The following is a 13,426-nucleotide window of genomic DNA, read 5'->3' as shown; positions in this document are numbered from 1 at the left end:
CAAGACATTCCAAGAGGTTGAGACATGAAGCTGTCGGATTTCGATTTCGACCTGCCCGAGCGGCTGATCGCCACGCGGCCCGCACGGCCACGCACATCCGCACGGCTGCTGGTCTGCGACGGCGGGGCGATCTCCGACGCGACGGTTGCCGACCTGCCGGACTGGCTGCGTCCGGGCGACCGGCTGGTGCTGAACGACACGCGGGTGATCCCGGCGCGGCTGTCGGGTGTCCGTCGCCGGATCGGCGAGGCGGGCGAGACCGAGGCGCAGATCGAGGTGACGCTGCTTGAGCCGCACGCCGATGGCTGCTGGTCGGCGCTGCTGAAACCGCTGAAGAAGGTGCGCGACGGCGAAGTCATCCGTTTCTCGGACGATCTGGAGGCCGTGCTGATGTCACGTGCAGACGGGCAGGCGGTCCTGCGCTTCAACCTGTCGGCAGAGGATTTCGACGCTGCGCTGAACGCGGCAGGCGCAATGCCGTTGCCGCCCTACATCGCCGCCCGGCGTCCTGCCGATGCGCAGGACAAGGAGGATTATCAGACCGTATGGGCGCGCAACCGCGGCGCCGTCGCGGCCCCCACCGCCAGCCTGCATTTCGACGAACCGCTGCTCCAACGCATCGCTGACATGGGCGTCAGTTTCACCCACGTGACGCTGCACGTCGGCGCCGGCACCTTCCTGCCGGTCAAGGTCGAGGACGTGACCACCCATCGGATGCACGGCGAATGGGGCGAGGTCACGCCCGAGGCCGCCGCCGAGATCGCAGAGACCCGCGCGGCGGGCGGACGGGTGATCCCGGTCGGCACCACCGCACTGCGCCTGATCGAAACGGCCGCACGGGGCGGACAGATCGCGCCCTTCCGGGGTGTGACCGACATCTTCATATATCCCGGCTTCACCTTCCATGTGACCGACGCGCTGATGACGAATTTCCACCTGCCTAAGTCGACGCTGCTGATGCTGGTCTCGGCGCTCATGGGGCAGGACTGCATCCGCGAGGTCTATGCCCATGCGGTGGCAGAGGGGTACCGGTTCTTCTCCTACGGGGACGCGTCCCTGCTGATCCCGTCCCGCACCGGGGCACCCTGACGCACGTGGGCCGGGCCGCATCGGCGAATAACCCCACGTTTACGACGATCTGCCCATCAAGGGTCGCACAGCGACTTCGAATCGTGCATGGCGTCGCAGCAAGACAAGGCACCCGTCCCGCCAGTCTGTCAGGGTAGGGTGCAGCGAGGAAAGAAGAATGCTTTACGTGATGAGAACATCCTGGCCGCTGCTGCTGGGAATGCTGCTGCTCATGGTCGGGAACGGCTTGCAGGGCTCCCTCCTGGGTGTGCGCGGCAGCGCGGCAGGCTTTTCGACCACCGCGATGGCAGTCGTGATGTCGGCCTACTTCGCCGGTTTCCTCTTCGCGTCGCGCATGGTGCCGGAGATGATCCGCCGGGTCGGCCACGTCCGGGTCTTTGCCGCGCTCGGCTCCTTCATCTCCGCGGCGCTGATCCTTTTCCCGGCCGTGCAGCACCCCGCCGCATGGGTGCTGGGACGTCTGGTGCTGGGCTTCTGCTTCTGCGGGGTCTACGTGACGGCCGAAAGCTGGCTGAACAACACCGCCACGAACGAGACGCGCGGCCAGACGCTGTCGGCCTACATGATCGTGCAGACGCTCGGCATCATCGCGGCACAGGCCCTGCTGATCGTGCCGGACATGTCCGGGTTCCTGCTGTTCGTCATCCCGTCGGTGCTGGTTTCGATCTCCTTCGCGCCGATCCTCCTGTCGATTTCGCCGACGCCAGCCTTTGAATCGACCAAGCGGATGACCCTGAGAGAGCTTTACGGCGTGTCCCCGCTGGGGATGGTCGGCATCTTCCTGCTGGGCAGCGTGTTTGCCGCGCAGTTCGGCATGGCGGCTGTCTATGCGACCGAAGCCGGGATGCGGCTGGGCCAGATCTCCATCTTCGTCGCGGCCTTCTACGTCGGTGCGCTCTTCATGCAATACCCGCTGGGCTGGATCTCCGACCGGGTCGACCGGCGCGGCCTGATCATGATCGTCGCGGCACTGGGCGCTGCAGGGGCCATCGTCGCCGTCATGGCCGAAAGCTACTGGGTCATCGTGGGTTGCGCCGCCGTCATCGGCGGCTGCTCCAACCCCTTGTATTCGCTGCTGATTGCCTACACCAACGACTTCCTCGAGTCAGAGGACATGGCCGCGGCCTCCGCCGGTCTGCTGTTCATCAACGGCGTGGGCGCGATCGCCGGTCCGCTGGTCATCGGCTGGGTGATGCAGGTCATGGGCCCGCCGGGGTTCTTCGTGCTGATCGCGGCCCTGCTTGTGGCCCTGACCGCTTATGCCGCCTACCGGATGACTCAGCGTCCCGCACCTGCGGTGGAAACGACCGGCGCCTATGCCCCGGTCCTGCCGTCCGCCTCGCCCGTGGCAATGGAAGTCGCGCAGGAATATTTCATCGAACGCTCCGAAGAGGACGAGGAATGACATTCGTGCGCCTGATGCACTTGTCAGAAAGTGACAACAAATGTGATTGGGCGTGTGGACACGGGTATGTGTAACAATTTTTTAACGTATTCGACGGCGCCCATGAGGAGGAACACATGGCACGGCCTGAAGACATTCTTGCGTTCTGGCTCGACGAGGTAGGACCGGACGGTTGGTACAAGCAGGACGAGGCGCTGGATCAGGAGATCCGCGACCGCTTCCTGACCGCCTGGGAGGGGCAGATGCAGGGACGTTACGGCCTGTGGCTGACGTATCCCTCCGGCACGCTGGCCTATATCGTGCTCGCTGACCAGTTTCCGCGGAACATGTTCCGCGGGCAGGGCACCGCCTTCGCCTCCGACCGCATCGCGCTGGCCGCCGCCAAGCAGGCGATCCACCGCGGCTGGGACATGCGCATCGACGAGCCCTCTCGGCAGTTCTTCTACCTGCCGCTGATGCATTCGGAGAACCTTTGCGACCAAGACCGCTGCGTCCGTCTCATGAAGGAACGGATGCCTGCCTCCGGCGACAGCAACCTGATGCACGCCAAGGTGCACCGCGAGGTCATCCGCCAGTTCGGCCGCTTCCCCTACCGCAACGACGCTCTGTCGCGGAAGACCACAGAGGCCGAGAAGGCCTTCATCTCCGACGGCGGTTACGGAGCGATCCTGCGCGACATGCAGGCCGAAGCAGAAGCTGCATGATTTCGGCCACTTGCACGCGCCGGGGACACAAGCGGTCTTGATCCCCGGCGGCCCGCGCGCCTAGCTTGTACCAGGCCCTTTCAGGGGCCCGGGCAGGGAGGGCCGGATGAGCGCAACTTACGACATGGTGGTGATCGGGGCCGGACCCGGCGGGTACGTGGCCGCGATCAGGGGGGCTCAGCTTGGCCTGCGCACGGCAATCGTCGAGCGGGAGCACCTGGGCGGCATCTGCCTAAACTGGGGCTGCATTCCCACGAAGGCGCTGCTGCGCTCCGCCGAGGTCTTCCACCTCATGCACCGCGCGGCGGAGTTCGGCCTGAAGGCAGAGGGCATCGGCTTCGACCTCGACGCCGTCGTCAAACGCTCGCGGAGCGTCGCCAAGCAGCTGAACTCCGGGGTCGGGCATCTTCTGAAGAAGAACAAGGTCGACGTGGTCATGGGCGCCGCGCAGATCGAGGCGCCCGGCAAGGTCCGGGTCGGCGACACCGTGCTCGAGGCGAGGAACATCGTCGTGGCCACCGGCGCGCGGGCGCGGGAGCTGCCGGGGCTGGAGGCCGATGGCGACCGGGTCTGGACCTACAAGCACGCGCTGCAACCGAAGCGGATGCCGAAGAAACTGCTGGTGATCGGCTCCGGCGCCATCGGGATCGAGTTCGCGAGTTTCTTCAACACGCTCGGCGCGGAGGTCACGGTGGTCGAGGTGATGGACCGAATCCTTCCGGTCGAGGATGCAGAGATCGCCGCCTTCGCGAAGAAGCAGTTCCAGAAGCAGGGCATGACGATTCTCGAAGGCGCCTCGGTAAAATCGCTGGATCGCGGCCCGAACGGCGTCGTGGCGCATGTGGAAAAGGGCGGGGAAACGTCGAAGATCTCCGTCGAAACAGTAATTTCGGCCGTCGGCATTGTCGGAAATGTCGAAGACCTGGGGCTGGAGGGCCTTGGCGTGCGGGTGGAGCGGTCACACGTCGTGACCGACCCCTTCTGCCGCACCGGAATCGACGGGGTCTATGCCATCGGAGACGTGGCCGGGGCGCCGTGGCTGGCCCACAAGGCCTCGCACGAGGGTGTCATGGTGGCGGAATTGATCGCCGGCGGTCACCCCCACGCGGTCGATCCGGGCAGCATCGCGGGCTGCACCTATTGCCACCCGCAGATCGCCTCGGTCGGACTGACGGAGGCGAAGGCGAAGGAGCAGGGCTTCGACGTGAAGGTCGGCCGCTTCCCCTTCATCGGCAACGGCAAGGCCATCGCGCTCGGCGAGACGGAGGGCATGGTCAAAACGGTGTTCGACGCCAGGACCGGCGCGTTGCTGGGCGCGCACATGGTCGGCGCAGAGGTCACGGAGCTGATTCAGGGATACGTGGTGGGCCGTCAGCTCGAAACAACCGAGGAGGACCTGATGCAGGCCGTCTTCCCGCACCCGACGCTGAGCGAGATGATGCACGAATCCGTTCTGGACGCCTGGGGGCGCGCCATTCATTTCTGACGGATAGCGGTGAGGGGGCGGTCAGCCCTCCCGCCGTTTCCGCGCCAGCAGGTCGAGCACCTTGCGGGCGCGGGGACGGATCCAGTCCCACAGCATCGGTGCGCCGGCGTCGATCTTGCGTCCGACGTTGGTTTCGAACGTCCCCCAGTCGACATCGTAATCGACCCACGACCCGCCGCCGTTGGCGATGTTCAGGTTGGGTGGGGCGAACCGGTCGAGCGACTTGGCAAATCGTGCCTCCGGCGTCTCGTTGGCCTCGAACTCCTCCCAGATCGCGCGGAACTGCCGGCACTGGTCCTCGGGCAGGAGGCCGAAGATCCGGTCGGCGGCGCGCGCCTCCGCAGCCTCGATGGCCGTGGTGTCGTGGGTGCCGAAGACCGGTGCGTCACCGGCGTCGATCTCCACCAGGTCGTGGAGCAGCAGCATCGCGATGACCTTGCCCCGGTCGACCTGTGCAGGCGCGTGTTCGGAAAGCGTCAGCGCGAAAAGCGCGATGTGCCAGCTGTGTTCGGCGGAATTCTCGAACCGCGACCCGTCGGCCAGCCGCGTGGCGCGAGAGACGGACTTGAGCCGGTCGGCTTCCATCAGGAAGTCCATCTGGGCGTCGAGGCGGGTCGGGGCGGGATCTGTCGTCATGGCAGAGAGGTGCACCGTGGCGGCAGGAGACGCAAGATCAAGACGCGGGCAAAGACGGTAGCGCTGGTTCCGGCGCAGGGCGCGCCTGCAACGGGTCACGGCACCGGGGAATCGTCGGTACCAGACCGAACGCAAACCCGCCTCAGATGTTCTCGTTGTCGGTGCCGGGGGCAAGCGCGGTGGGGATCGCCTCGCCACGCTTCTTGGCTTCCAGCGCGCGTTGCAGGTGGTCCGTCAGGAAGGCGCGGGCGCGGCGTTCGGCGAGGCGAATGCGGACGGCGGCGCGGAAGATCTCCTCGGACGAGGGCGAGGATGCGCCCAGCACAGCGGCGACCTGATCCGGCAGGGTCTCGTCCCCGAGCGCGTCCATCGCCTTGATCGTGTCGCGGGCGAGCGCGTCTGCGAGGTCGTCGACAACGGCCATGACTGGCTCCCTGGGGCTTGGAGGCCCGGGCGCGTCGGCCCGGGCTTTCGGTTCAGCGGGTGTTTTCGGTCAGGCGCCGCTTCACGTAGCCGGTGACATTGTCGATCATCGTCTCCATGTGCGGCTCCTCGAAGAAATGGCCGGAGCCTTCGATTTCCTCGTGGGTTATCGTGATGCCCTTCTGCTCGTGCAGCTTGGACACCAGCGAGCGGGTGTCCGCCGGCGGCGCCACGCGGTCGTTCGTGCCGTTGATGATCAGGCCCGAGGACGGGCAGGGCGCGAGGAAGGAGAAGTCGTACATGTTCGCGGGCGGAGAAGCAGACACGAAACCGGTGATCTCCGGCCGCCGCATCAGCAACTGCATCCCGATCCACGCCCCGAACGAGAACCCGGCGACCCAGCAGTGCTTGGAGTTCTGGTTCATCGACTGCAGGTAGTCGAGCGCGGAGGCCGCGTCCGAAAGCTCGCCCACACCCTGGTCGTATTCGCCCTGGCTGCGTCCGACGCCGCGGAAATTGAACCGCAGGACGGTGAAGCCCATGTTGTAGAACGCGTAATGCAGGTTGTAGACCACCTTGTTGTTCATCGTCCCGCCGAACTGCGGGTGGGGATGAAGAACGATGGCGATCGGCGCATCGCGGTCTTTTTGCGGATGGTAGCGGCCTTCGAGGCGGCCTTCGGGTCCTGGGAAGATGACCTCGGGCATGTACGGGCGCAGGCTCCTTGTTGGTGGGCGTCGACGACGCGATCTTGGGTGATGCGCCAGAATTCTTGACGACTTCACTCGGACTCTTTAGAAAGGTTCTAAACCGGTGCGGGGCCGGTCAGGGCTCCGAAGCAGATAGGCAATCGCGCGCGCAAGGTCAATCGGCACGCGCGGCATGTCCTGTCTGTTGTCCGGAGCCGTAGCAAAGGGGCAAGGATGAAGCTGAGCACAAAAGGGCGTTACGCAATGGTCGCGCTGGTGGACATTGCCCTGCAGGGCCGTGACGACCTCGTGACGCTGGGCGATGTGTCGAAGCGACAGGACCTGTCCCTGCCGTACCTGGAGCAGCTCTTCGTGAAGCTCCGGCGGGCCGGGCTGGTCGAGTCGGTGCGCGGCCCGGGCGGCGGTTACCGCCTTGCCAAATCCCCGAGCGATATCCGCGTGGTCGACATCCTCGCCGCGGTCGATGAGACCGTGGACGCGATGCATAAGGGCGCGGGCGCCTCGGGCGGTATTTCCGGGTCGAAGGCGCAGTCGCTGTCGAACATGCTGTGGCAGTCGCTTTCGGCGCATGTCTACGTCTTCCTGCACCAGACCCGCCTGTCGGACGTGGTCGAGCGGGGCCTGGCGCCCTGTCCGGCGGTGCCGGCGCTGTTCGCGGTTGTCGAAGATGAGGGGTGAGGAGATGCAGAGTTTTCACGGAAAACTCTGTGTGCCGGGGGCAAAGTCTTCGTCGAAGACTTTGCGGCGCCCGTGACCCGCGTTTACCTCGATCACAACGCCACGGCGCCTCTTCGGCCGGAGGCGCGCGCGGCGATGATCGCCGCGATGGACCTGTGCGGCAACCCGTCTTCGGTGCATGGCGAAGGCAGGGCGGCCAAGGCCCTCGTCGAAAAGGCGCGCGCCCAGGTGGCCACGGCCTTCGGCGCGGACGGCGCCGATGTCATATTTGTCTCGGGAGCGACCGAAGCGGCGGCGCTGGCCTGCGCCGGTCGCGGGCTGGTTGGCGCGGACGTGGAGCATGACGCCGTCGCCGCCTGGATCGATCCGGTTCTGCCCGTGGACCGCGACGGTCGCGTGACGGTGGACGATCCGGCGATGACCGCCCTGCAACTGGCGAATTCGGAAACCGGCGTGATCCAGGCGCTGCCCGATGGTCTGGCGGTGGTCGATGCCACGCAAGCCTTCGGCAAGCTGCCGGTGGCGTTCAACTGGCTGGGATGCCGGATGGCCATGGTCTCGGCCCACAAGCTGGGTGGACCGAAGGGCATCGGCGCGCTGGTGATGAAGCGCGGCACGGACATCGCCTCGCAGATCAAGGGCGGCGGGCAGGAGATGGGCCGCCGGTCCGGCACGGAGAACGTGATCGGCATCGCCGGATTCGGCGTCGCTGCCGAAGCCGCCACGCGCGATCTGTCCGACGGCGTCTGGTCAAATGTCGAAAACCTTAGAACGATTCTAGAGAATTTGATTGCGACCGGCGCCGAAGACACTATTTTTGTCGGGAAAGGCGCGGACCGCCTGCCGAACACCTCCTGTTTTGCCACTCCGGGCTGGAAAGGCGAGACGCAGGTGATGCAGATGGACCTGTCCGGATTCGCGATCAGTGCGGGCAGCGCCTGCTCAAGCGGAAAGGTCCGCGCCAGCCGCGTGCTGCGGGCCATGGGATACGACGATACGGTCGCGTCGAGTGCCATCAGGGTCAGCCTGGGGCCGGAGACGACCGAAGAGGATGTGGTGCGCTTCGCCGAGGCGTGGCTGAAGAAACACCAGCGGTTCCGCGAACGGGCCGCCTGAGAAAGGATAGACGCATGTCCATGACCGAAGATGTAGCCGTCAAGGAAGGTGTCGACCAGCAGACAGTGGATGCCGTCCGCGAGGTGTCGACCTACAAGCACGGTTGGAACACCGACATCGAGATGGAATACGCGCCGAAGGGGCTGACCCCGGACATCGTGCGCCTGATCTCCGAGAAGAACGAAGAGCCGGAGTGGATGACCGAATGGCGTCTGCAGGCCTACGAGCGCTGGCTCCAGAAGACCGAACCGACCTGGGCGATGGTCGACTATCCGAAGATCGACTTCCAGGAACAATATTACTACGCCCGCCCGAAAAGCATGGCGGAGAAGCCGAAGTCGCTGGACGACGTCGACCCGAAGCTCCTGGAAACCTACGCCAAGCTGGGCATCCCGCTGAAGGAGCAGATGATCCTCGCCGGTGTCGAGGGCGCCCCGGACACGCCCGCGGAAGCCAAGGAAGGCGAGCGCCGCGTGGCGGTGGACGCCGTGTTCGACTCCGTGTCGGTGGGCACCACCTTCCAGAAGGAGCTGAAGGCGGCCGGCGTCATCTTTTGCTCGATCTCCGAGGCGATCCGCGAGCATCCCGAACTGGTGAAGAAGTATCTCGGATCGGTCGTGCCTGTCTCTGACAACTTCTATGCCACGCTGAACTCGGCGGTCTTTTCGGACGGCTCCTTTGTCTACGTGCCGCCGGGTGTGCGCTGCCCGATGGAGCTGTCGACCTACTTCCGCATCAACGCCGAAAACACCGGCCAGTTCGAACGGACGCTGATCATCGCCGACAAGGGCTCCTTCGTGTCCTACCTCGAAGGCTGCACCGCGCCCCAGCGCGACACCGCGCAGCTTCACGCGGCGGTTGTCGAAATCATCGTGGAGGAAGACGCGGAGGTGAAATATTCCACCGTGCAGAACTGGTACCCGGGCGACGAGAACGGCAAGGGCGGCATCTACAACTTCGTCACGAAGCGCGCGGATTGCCGTGGCGACCGGGCGAAGGTGATGTGGACGCAGGTCGAGACCGGCTCTGCCGTGACGTGGAAGTACCCGTCCTGCATCCTGCGGGGAAATGAATCGCAGGGCGAGTTCTACTCCATCGCCATCGCGAACAACCACCAGCAGGCCGACACCGGCACCAAGATGATCCACCTTGGCCGCGATACGAAATCTCGCATCGTGTCGAAGGGCATCTCGGCGGGCGTGGCCCAGAACACCTATCGCGGGCTCGTGTCGATGCACCCGAAGGCAAAGAACTCGCGCAACTACACCCAGTGCGACTCTCTGCTGATCGGTGACAAGTGCGGGGCGCACACGGTTCCCTACATCGAGGTGAAGAACAACTCATCCCGGTGCGAACACGAGGCGACCACATCGAAGGTCGACGACGACCAGCTCTTCTATTGCCGCCAGCGCGGTATGGACGAGGAGGAGGCCGTCGCGCTCGTGGTCAACGGCTTCTGCCGCGAGGTCCTGCAAGCCCTGCCGATGGAGTTTGCCATGGAAGCGCAGCAGCTTGTGGCGATCTCGCTCGAAGGCTCGGTTGGCTGACGTGAGTGGGGTGGGGCGCGGCCATGTGTCCGCGCCGCATCCCGCCGGCCCGAAAGGACAGAGTTGATGTTGGCCATGGCGATCCATCAGTCCGCCGGAGTGGGCGTGGGCACGTTCCTCGGTGTGCTGATCATGATGTTCATCATGCGGCGCTCCGGCAAGAAGGTGCGGCTGCTGAACGACAGCGTGGTCTACACGGCGCTTGTCGCCGGTATGGGCGCATGGACCTTGGCGGCAGTGCTGCGGCTTGTCGTGGGGATGACCTGATGACGGGCGTGGCGAACCTTGATCTGGAGCGCGCGGGTAAGGCGGTTCTGACTGGTACGGCAAAGACCGGCGCCCGTGTCCGCCAGCCGCTGCCCGTCATGGTCGCCAAAGCCAGCTTCGTCGCCTTCCGAAATCGCTGCGTCGCGCGCCGCTTTGCCGTCAACATGAACTACCTTGTGCAACCCCTTGGAGACGCGTCATGATTGTCACCACTACCCCCTCCGTCGAAGGCCACCTGATCGCCGAATACAAGGGCATCGTCGTGGGCGAGGCCATCCTCGGCGCAAACGTCTTCCGTGACATCTTTGCCGGGATCACCGACATCATCGGTGGCCGCTCCGGTGCCTATGAGGCATCGCTGGGCGAGGCGCGCGAGACGGCACTGAACGAACTGGAGGCGCGCGCGGCGGCGCTTGGCGCCAACGCGGTCGTCGGCGTCGATCTGGATTACGAGGTCATCAACAACATGCTGATGGTCTCCGCTTCGGGCACCGCGGTGGTGCTCGGCTGACGGAACGTGATGCGGCCCGGTCTTCATATCACGGCGGCCTGCATGGCCGGACTGCGGTCGGAGGGTCGTTCATGAGCGCCCCGGCCCGCATCGTCCGGCCCGAGCTGACCCTGCCGGAGGCGGAGGCCGCGCTGCTGCGCGAGGCCTACGGGCGCGCGTCCGTGATCCTCGAATACGGGTCCGGCGGGTCCACCGTGATGGCCGCCGAGATGCCGGGCAAGACGGTCTTCACCGTCGAGTCGGACAAGGACTGGGCGCAGATGATGCGCGGCTGGTTCGCCGGCAACCCGCCCGCCGAGGGCACCAAGGTGGATGTCATCTGGTCGGACATCGGCGCGACGAAGGAATGGGGTCACCCTGTCGATCACACCGAATGGCAGCGCTTCGCGCGCTACCCGCTGGAAGTCTGGTCCTTGCCGGAGTTCCGCCAGCCGCAGGTGGTGCTGGTCGACGGCCGGTTCCGTCAGGGCTGCGCGCTGGCCTGCGCCTTCCTGTCCGGGGTCCCTTTGGACCTGTACTTCGACGACTATGTACAGCGCAGACACTACCACAAGGTCGAGGAGATCCTCGGTCCGCCGCAGATCACCGGGCGCATGGCGCATTTCCATGTGACCCCCCGACCCATCCCGCCGGAACGCCTGATGTGGATCATCAGGCTGATGCAGAACCCCTGACCGGCAGACGAACCCGCCCAGAAGCCGCCGAAAGGCGACAGGGCCCAGAACCCGCCCTCCAGCAGTCGCTAGGCCGCCGGGCACATGAACCAGCCCTCCAGCGGCCACACGGCGGCGGGGCACCCAAAACGAGAGGATGACAGAGATGTTGGAAATCAGGAACCTGCACGTGAAGCTCGAGGAAGAGGACAAGCAGATCCTCAAGGGTGTCGACCTGACCGTCGAGGCCGGCAAGGTGCACGCGATCATGGGGCCGAACGGCTCCGGCAAGTCGACCCTGTCCTACGTCCTCTCGGGCCGCGACGGGTACGAGATCACCGAGGGCACCGCCACGCTCGAAGGCGAGGACCTGCTTGAGATGGAAGTCGAGGACCGCGCCGCCGCCGGTCTGTTCCTCGCGTTCCAGTACCCGGTCGAGATCCCCGGCGTCGGCAACATGACTTTCCTGCGTACCGCGGTGAACGCACAACGCAAGGCGCGCGGGCAGGAAGAGATGTCCTCTGCCGAGTTCCTGAAGGTGATCCGCGAGAAGGCCAAGAGCCTCAAGATCGACGCCGAGATGCTGAAGCGCCCGGTCAACGTCGGTTTCTCCGGCGGCGAGAAGAAGCGCAACGAGATCCTGCAGATGGCCATGCTCGAGCCGAAGATGTGCATCCTCGACGAGACCGACTCCGGGCTCGACGTGGACGCGATGAAGCTGGTGGCAGATGGCGTGAACGCGCTGCGCGACGCAGGCCGCGGCTTCCTCGTCATCACCCACTATCAGCGCCTGCTGGACCACATCGCCCCCGATGTCGTGCACATCATGGCGAACGGCCGCATCGTGAAGACCGGCGGCCCCGAGCTGGCGCTGGAAGTCGAGCACAACGGTTACGCGGACATCCTGGCGGAGGAGGCGTAATGGCACTTCCCCAGGCAAAACAGGACACGACCGAAGCGCGCCTCGCGTCGCTGACCCTGCCAGAAGGCGGCTGGTCGGACGCGGCGCGGAAGGACGCGCTCAACCGTCTGCAGACCATGGGCCTGCCGGGTGCGCGCGACGAATACTGGAAGTACACCCGGCCGGACACGCTGAACGCGGTCGATGCTCCGGCGGCACCGGCGCTGCACGCGCATGAAGCGCCGCTGTTCGGGGAACGCGACCGCCTGCAGATCGTCTTTGTCGACGGGGTCTTCGACGCCGAGGCCTCCGACGATCTGGCTATGGAGGGTGTGAGCATCGAGCGCCTTGCCGAGGCGCGCGACATCCACTGGGCAAAGGACGTCTACGGCGTGCTCGAAACCCGCGGCCAGACCCCGGTGCAGCGCCCCTTCGCGGTGCTGAACACGGCGTTTGCCACGGACGGCCTGCTGATCCACGTCACCGGCAAGGCCGCAAAGCCGATCCACATCAACTACGTCCACGAGGGCGAGACCTCCGACGCGATCCTGCACCACGTGGTGAAGGTCGATCCCGGCGCCGACCTGACCATCCTTGAGAACGGGCCCGCCGCGGCACGGTTCAACCACGTGATGGAGGTGGAGATCGCCGACAAGGGCGCGCTGCACCACGTGCGTGCGCAGGGCCGCGACCATGACCGGCGCGCCGTCACGCATGTCTTCGCGCGCCTCGGCGTCGAAAGCACGTTCAAGAGTTTCACGCTTACGGTGAACGGCGTGCTGACCCGCAACGAGTGCGTGATCGAGTTCACTGGCGACGACGCCGTGGCGCATGTCGCCGGCGCCTGCATGGGCGACGGAGCATTCCACCACGACGACACTGTTTTCATCACCCATGACGCGGTGAACTGCGAAAGCCGTCAGGTCTTCAAGAAGGTGCTGCGCAACGGCGCGATCGGTGTCTTCCAGGGCAAGATCCTCGTGAAGCCGGACGCGCAGAAGACCGACGGCTACCAGATCAGCCAGTCACTGCTTCTGGACGAGGACAGCCAGTTTCTCGCCAAGCCGGAGCTGGAGATCTACGCCGACGACGTGGCCTGTTCGCACGGGTCCACCTCTGGCGGGATCGACGAGGATTCGCTCTTCTACCTGCGTGCCCGCGGCGTGCCGCGCGGCAATGCCGAGGACATGATGACCATCGCCTTCATCGCCGAGGCGATGCAAGAGATCGAGGACGAGTCCCTGCGCGAGGAACTGGTCGAGCGGGTCGAGGCCTGGCTGTTGCGGCGCAGGGCCTGAGA

At 65.5% G+C, this 13,426-nt stretch carries 16 protein-coding genes; 13 read left to right on the top strand and 3 right to left on the bottom strand.

Annotated elements, in window-relative coordinates; genetic code table 11:
• Positions 1-24 precede the first annotated feature (24 nt).
• The 4 genes from queA to lpdA all read left to right on the top strand — a co-directional run bounded on the left by queA (position 25) and on the right by lpdA (position 4,684).
• Entirely contained in the window at positions 25-1,089 is a 1,065-nt protein-coding gene (queA, locus tag CDO87_RS00230) for a tRNA preQ1(34) S-adenosylmethionine ribosyltransferase-isomerase QueA (protein WP_100926885.1), read from the top strand.
• A 157-nt stretch (positions 1,090-1,246) separates the two neighbouring features.
• Positions 1,247-2,494, top strand: coding sequence for an MFS transporter (locus CDO87_RS00225; protein WP_100926884.1), 1,248 nt, complete (start codon positions 1,247-1,249; stop codon positions 2,492-2,494).
• A gap of 116 nt (positions 2,495-2,610) precedes the next feature.
• Positions 2,611-3,198: a DUF924 family protein gene (locus CDO87_RS00220; RefSeq protein WP_100926883.1), complete on the top strand. Its 588-nt coding sequence runs from the start codon at positions 2,611-2,613 to the stop codon at positions 3,196-3,198.
• 106 nt (positions 3,199-3,304) lie between these two features.
• Complete coding sequence (gene lpdA / locus CDO87_RS00215; protein WP_100926882.1) at positions 3,305-4,684, top strand: dihydrolipoyl dehydrogenase; 1,380 nt, start codon at positions 3,305-3,307, stop codon at positions 4,682-4,684.
• A gap of 21 nt (positions 4,685-4,705) precedes the next feature.
• Here lpdA and CDO87_RS00210 read toward each other — a convergent pair whose 3' ends face one another.
• The 3 genes from CDO87_RS00210 to CDO87_RS00200 all read right to left on the bottom strand — a co-directional run bounded on the left by CDO87_RS00210 (position 4,706) and on the right by CDO87_RS00200 (position 6,450).
• Positions 4,706-5,320, bottom strand: coding sequence for an HD family hydrolase (locus CDO87_RS00210; RefSeq protein ID WP_100926881.1), 615 nt, complete (start codon positions 5,318-5,320; stop codon positions 4,706-4,708).
• A 142-nt stretch (positions 5,321-5,462) separates the two neighbouring features.
• Entirely contained in the window at positions 5,463-5,744 is a 282-nt protein-coding gene (locus tag CDO87_RS00205; RefSeq protein ID WP_100926880.1) for a hypothetical protein, read from the bottom strand.
• A gap of 52 nt (positions 5,745-5,796) precedes the next feature.
• On the bottom strand, positions 5,797-6,450 hold the full coding sequence (locus CDO87_RS00200) for an alpha/beta hydrolase (RefSeq protein ID WP_100926879.1): 654 nt from the start codon (positions 6,448-6,450) through the stop codon (positions 5,797-5,799).
• A 216-nt stretch (positions 6,451-6,666) separates the two neighbouring features.
• On the opposite strand from CDO87_RS00200, the gene CDO87_RS00195 reads away from it, so the two are divergent.
• The 9 genes from CDO87_RS00195 (at position 6,667) to CDO87_RS00155 (ending at position 13,424) form a co-directional block, all read left to right on the top strand.
• Positions 6,667-7,131 (top strand): Rrf2 family transcriptional regulator, encoded by a 465-nt coding sequence (locus CDO87_RS00195; protein ID WP_100926878.1) that lies wholly within the window; start codon positions 6,667-6,669, stop codon positions 7,129-7,131.
• A gap of 72 nt (positions 7,132-7,203) precedes the next feature.
• Positions 7,204-8,247 carry a cysteine desulfurase family protein gene (locus CDO87_RS00190; RefSeq protein ID WP_100926877.1) on the top strand — a complete coding sequence of 348 codons (1,044 nt, stop codon included), beginning with the start codon at positions 7,204-7,206 and terminating at the stop codon, positions 8,245-8,247.
• A gap of 14 nt (positions 8,248-8,261) precedes the next feature.
• Complete coding sequence (gene sufB / locus CDO87_RS00185) at positions 8,262-9,794, top strand: Fe-S cluster assembly protein SufB (protein WP_100926876.1); 1,533 nt, start codon at positions 8,262-8,264, stop codon at positions 9,792-9,794.
• A gap of 75 nt (positions 9,795-9,869) precedes the next feature.
• A complete protein-coding gene (locus CDO87_RS00180) occupies positions 9,870-10,061 on the top strand; it encodes a hypothetical protein (RefSeq protein WP_254698250.1) in 192 nt (63 codons plus the stop codon).
• Positions 10,061-10,264: a hypothetical protein gene (locus tag CDO87_RS00175; RefSeq protein ID WP_100926874.1), complete on the top strand. Its 204-nt coding sequence runs from the start codon at positions 10,061-10,063 to the stop codon at positions 10,262-10,264. Before CDO87_RS00180 ends, CDO87_RS00175 begins: the two co-directional genes overlap by 1 nt.
• The gene (locus CDO87_RS00170) at positions 10,261-10,572 is read left to right on the top strand and encodes a heavy metal-binding domain-containing protein (protein ID WP_100926873.1); all 312 of its coding nucleotides are present in this window, start codon (positions 10,261-10,263) and stop codon (positions 10,570-10,572) included. The genes CDO87_RS00175 and CDO87_RS00170 overlap by 4 nt, the downstream gene beginning before the upstream one ends.
• Before the next feature lie 71 nt (positions 10,573-10,643).
• Complete coding sequence (locus tag CDO87_RS00165; protein WP_100926872.1) at positions 10,644-11,246, top strand: hypothetical protein; 603 nt, start codon at positions 10,644-10,646, stop codon at positions 11,244-11,246.
• Positions 11,247-11,391: 145 nt separating this feature from the next.
• A complete protein-coding gene (gene sufC / locus CDO87_RS00160) occupies positions 11,392-12,147 on the top strand; it encodes a Fe-S cluster assembly ATPase SufC (RefSeq protein WP_100926871.1) in 756 nt (251 codons plus the stop codon).
• Positions 12,147-13,424 (top strand): SufD family Fe-S cluster assembly protein, encoded by a 1,278-nt coding sequence (locus tag CDO87_RS00155; protein ID WP_100926870.1) that lies wholly within the window; start codon positions 12,147-12,149, stop codon positions 13,422-13,424. The genes sufC and CDO87_RS00155 overlap by 1 nt, the downstream gene beginning before the upstream one ends.
• Positions 13,425-13,426: the final 2 nt, after the last annotated feature.

Origin of the sequence: Sagittula sp. P11 (assembly GCF_002814095.1) — a bacterium.
Classification (GTDB): Bacteria; Pseudomonadota; Alphaproteobacteria; order Rhodobacterales; family Rhodobacteraceae; genus Sagittula.
Note: the sequence above shows the minus strand (reverse complement) of the source record. Positions and strands in the feature narration are given on the sequence as shown.

Excerpts from the sequence above, each read along its gene's own strand:
- queA (WP_100926885.1), top strand. The coding sequence starts at position 25 with ATGAAGCTGTCGGATTTCGATTTCGACCTGCCCGAGCGGCTGATCGCC.
- CDO87_RS00225 (WP_100926884.1), top strand. The coding sequence starts at position 1,247 with ATGCTTTACGTGATGAGAACATCCTGGCCGCTGCTGCTGGGAATGCTG.
- CDO87_RS00220 (WP_100926883.1), top strand. The coding sequence starts at position 2,611 with ATGGCACGGCCTGAAGACATTCTTGCGTTCTGGCTCGACGAGGTAGGA.
- lpdA (WP_100926882.1), top strand. The coding sequence starts at position 3,305 with ATGAGCGCAACTTACGACATGGTGGTGATCGGGGCCGGACCCGGCGGG.
- CDO87_RS00210 (WP_100926881.1), bottom strand. The coding sequence starts at position 5,320 with ATGACGACAGATCCCGCCCCGACCCGCCTCGACGCCCAGATGGACTTC.
- CDO87_RS00205 (WP_100926880.1), bottom strand. The coding sequence starts at position 5,744 with ATGGCCGTTGTCGACGACCTCGCAGACGCGCTCGCCCGCGACACGATC.
- CDO87_RS00200 (WP_100926879.1), bottom strand. The coding sequence starts at position 6,450 with ATGCCCGAGGTCATCTTCCCAGGACCCGAAGGCCGCCTCGAAGGCCGC.
- CDO87_RS00195 (WP_100926878.1), top strand. The coding sequence starts at position 6,667 with ATGAAGCTGAGCACAAAAGGGCGTTACGCAATGGTCGCGCTGGTGGAC.
- sufB (WP_100926876.1), top strand. The coding sequence starts at position 8,262 with ATGTCCATGACCGAAGATGTAGCCGTCAAGGAAGGTGTCGACCAGCAG.
- CDO87_RS00180 (WP_254698250.1), top strand. The coding sequence starts at position 9,870 with ATGGCGATCCATCAGTCCGCCGGAGTGGGCGTGGGCACGTTCCTCGGT.
- CDO87_RS00175 (WP_100926874.1), top strand. The coding sequence starts at position 10,061 with ATGACGGGCGTGGCGAACCTTGATCTGGAGCGCGCGGGTAAGGCGGTT.
- CDO87_RS00170 (WP_100926873.1), top strand. The coding sequence starts at position 10,261 with ATGATTGTCACCACTACCCCCTCCGTCGAAGGCCACCTGATCGCCGAA.
- CDO87_RS00165 (WP_100926872.1), top strand. The coding sequence starts at position 10,644 with ATGAGCGCCCCGGCCCGCATCGTCCGGCCCGAGCTGACCCTGCCGGAG.
- sufC (WP_100926871.1), top strand. The coding sequence starts at position 11,392 with ATGTTGGAAATCAGGAACCTGCACGTGAAGCTCGAGGAAGAGGACAAG.
- CDO87_RS00155 (WP_100926870.1), top strand. The coding sequence starts at position 12,147 with ATGGCACTTCCCCAGGCAAAACAGGACACGACCGAAGCGCGCCTCGCG.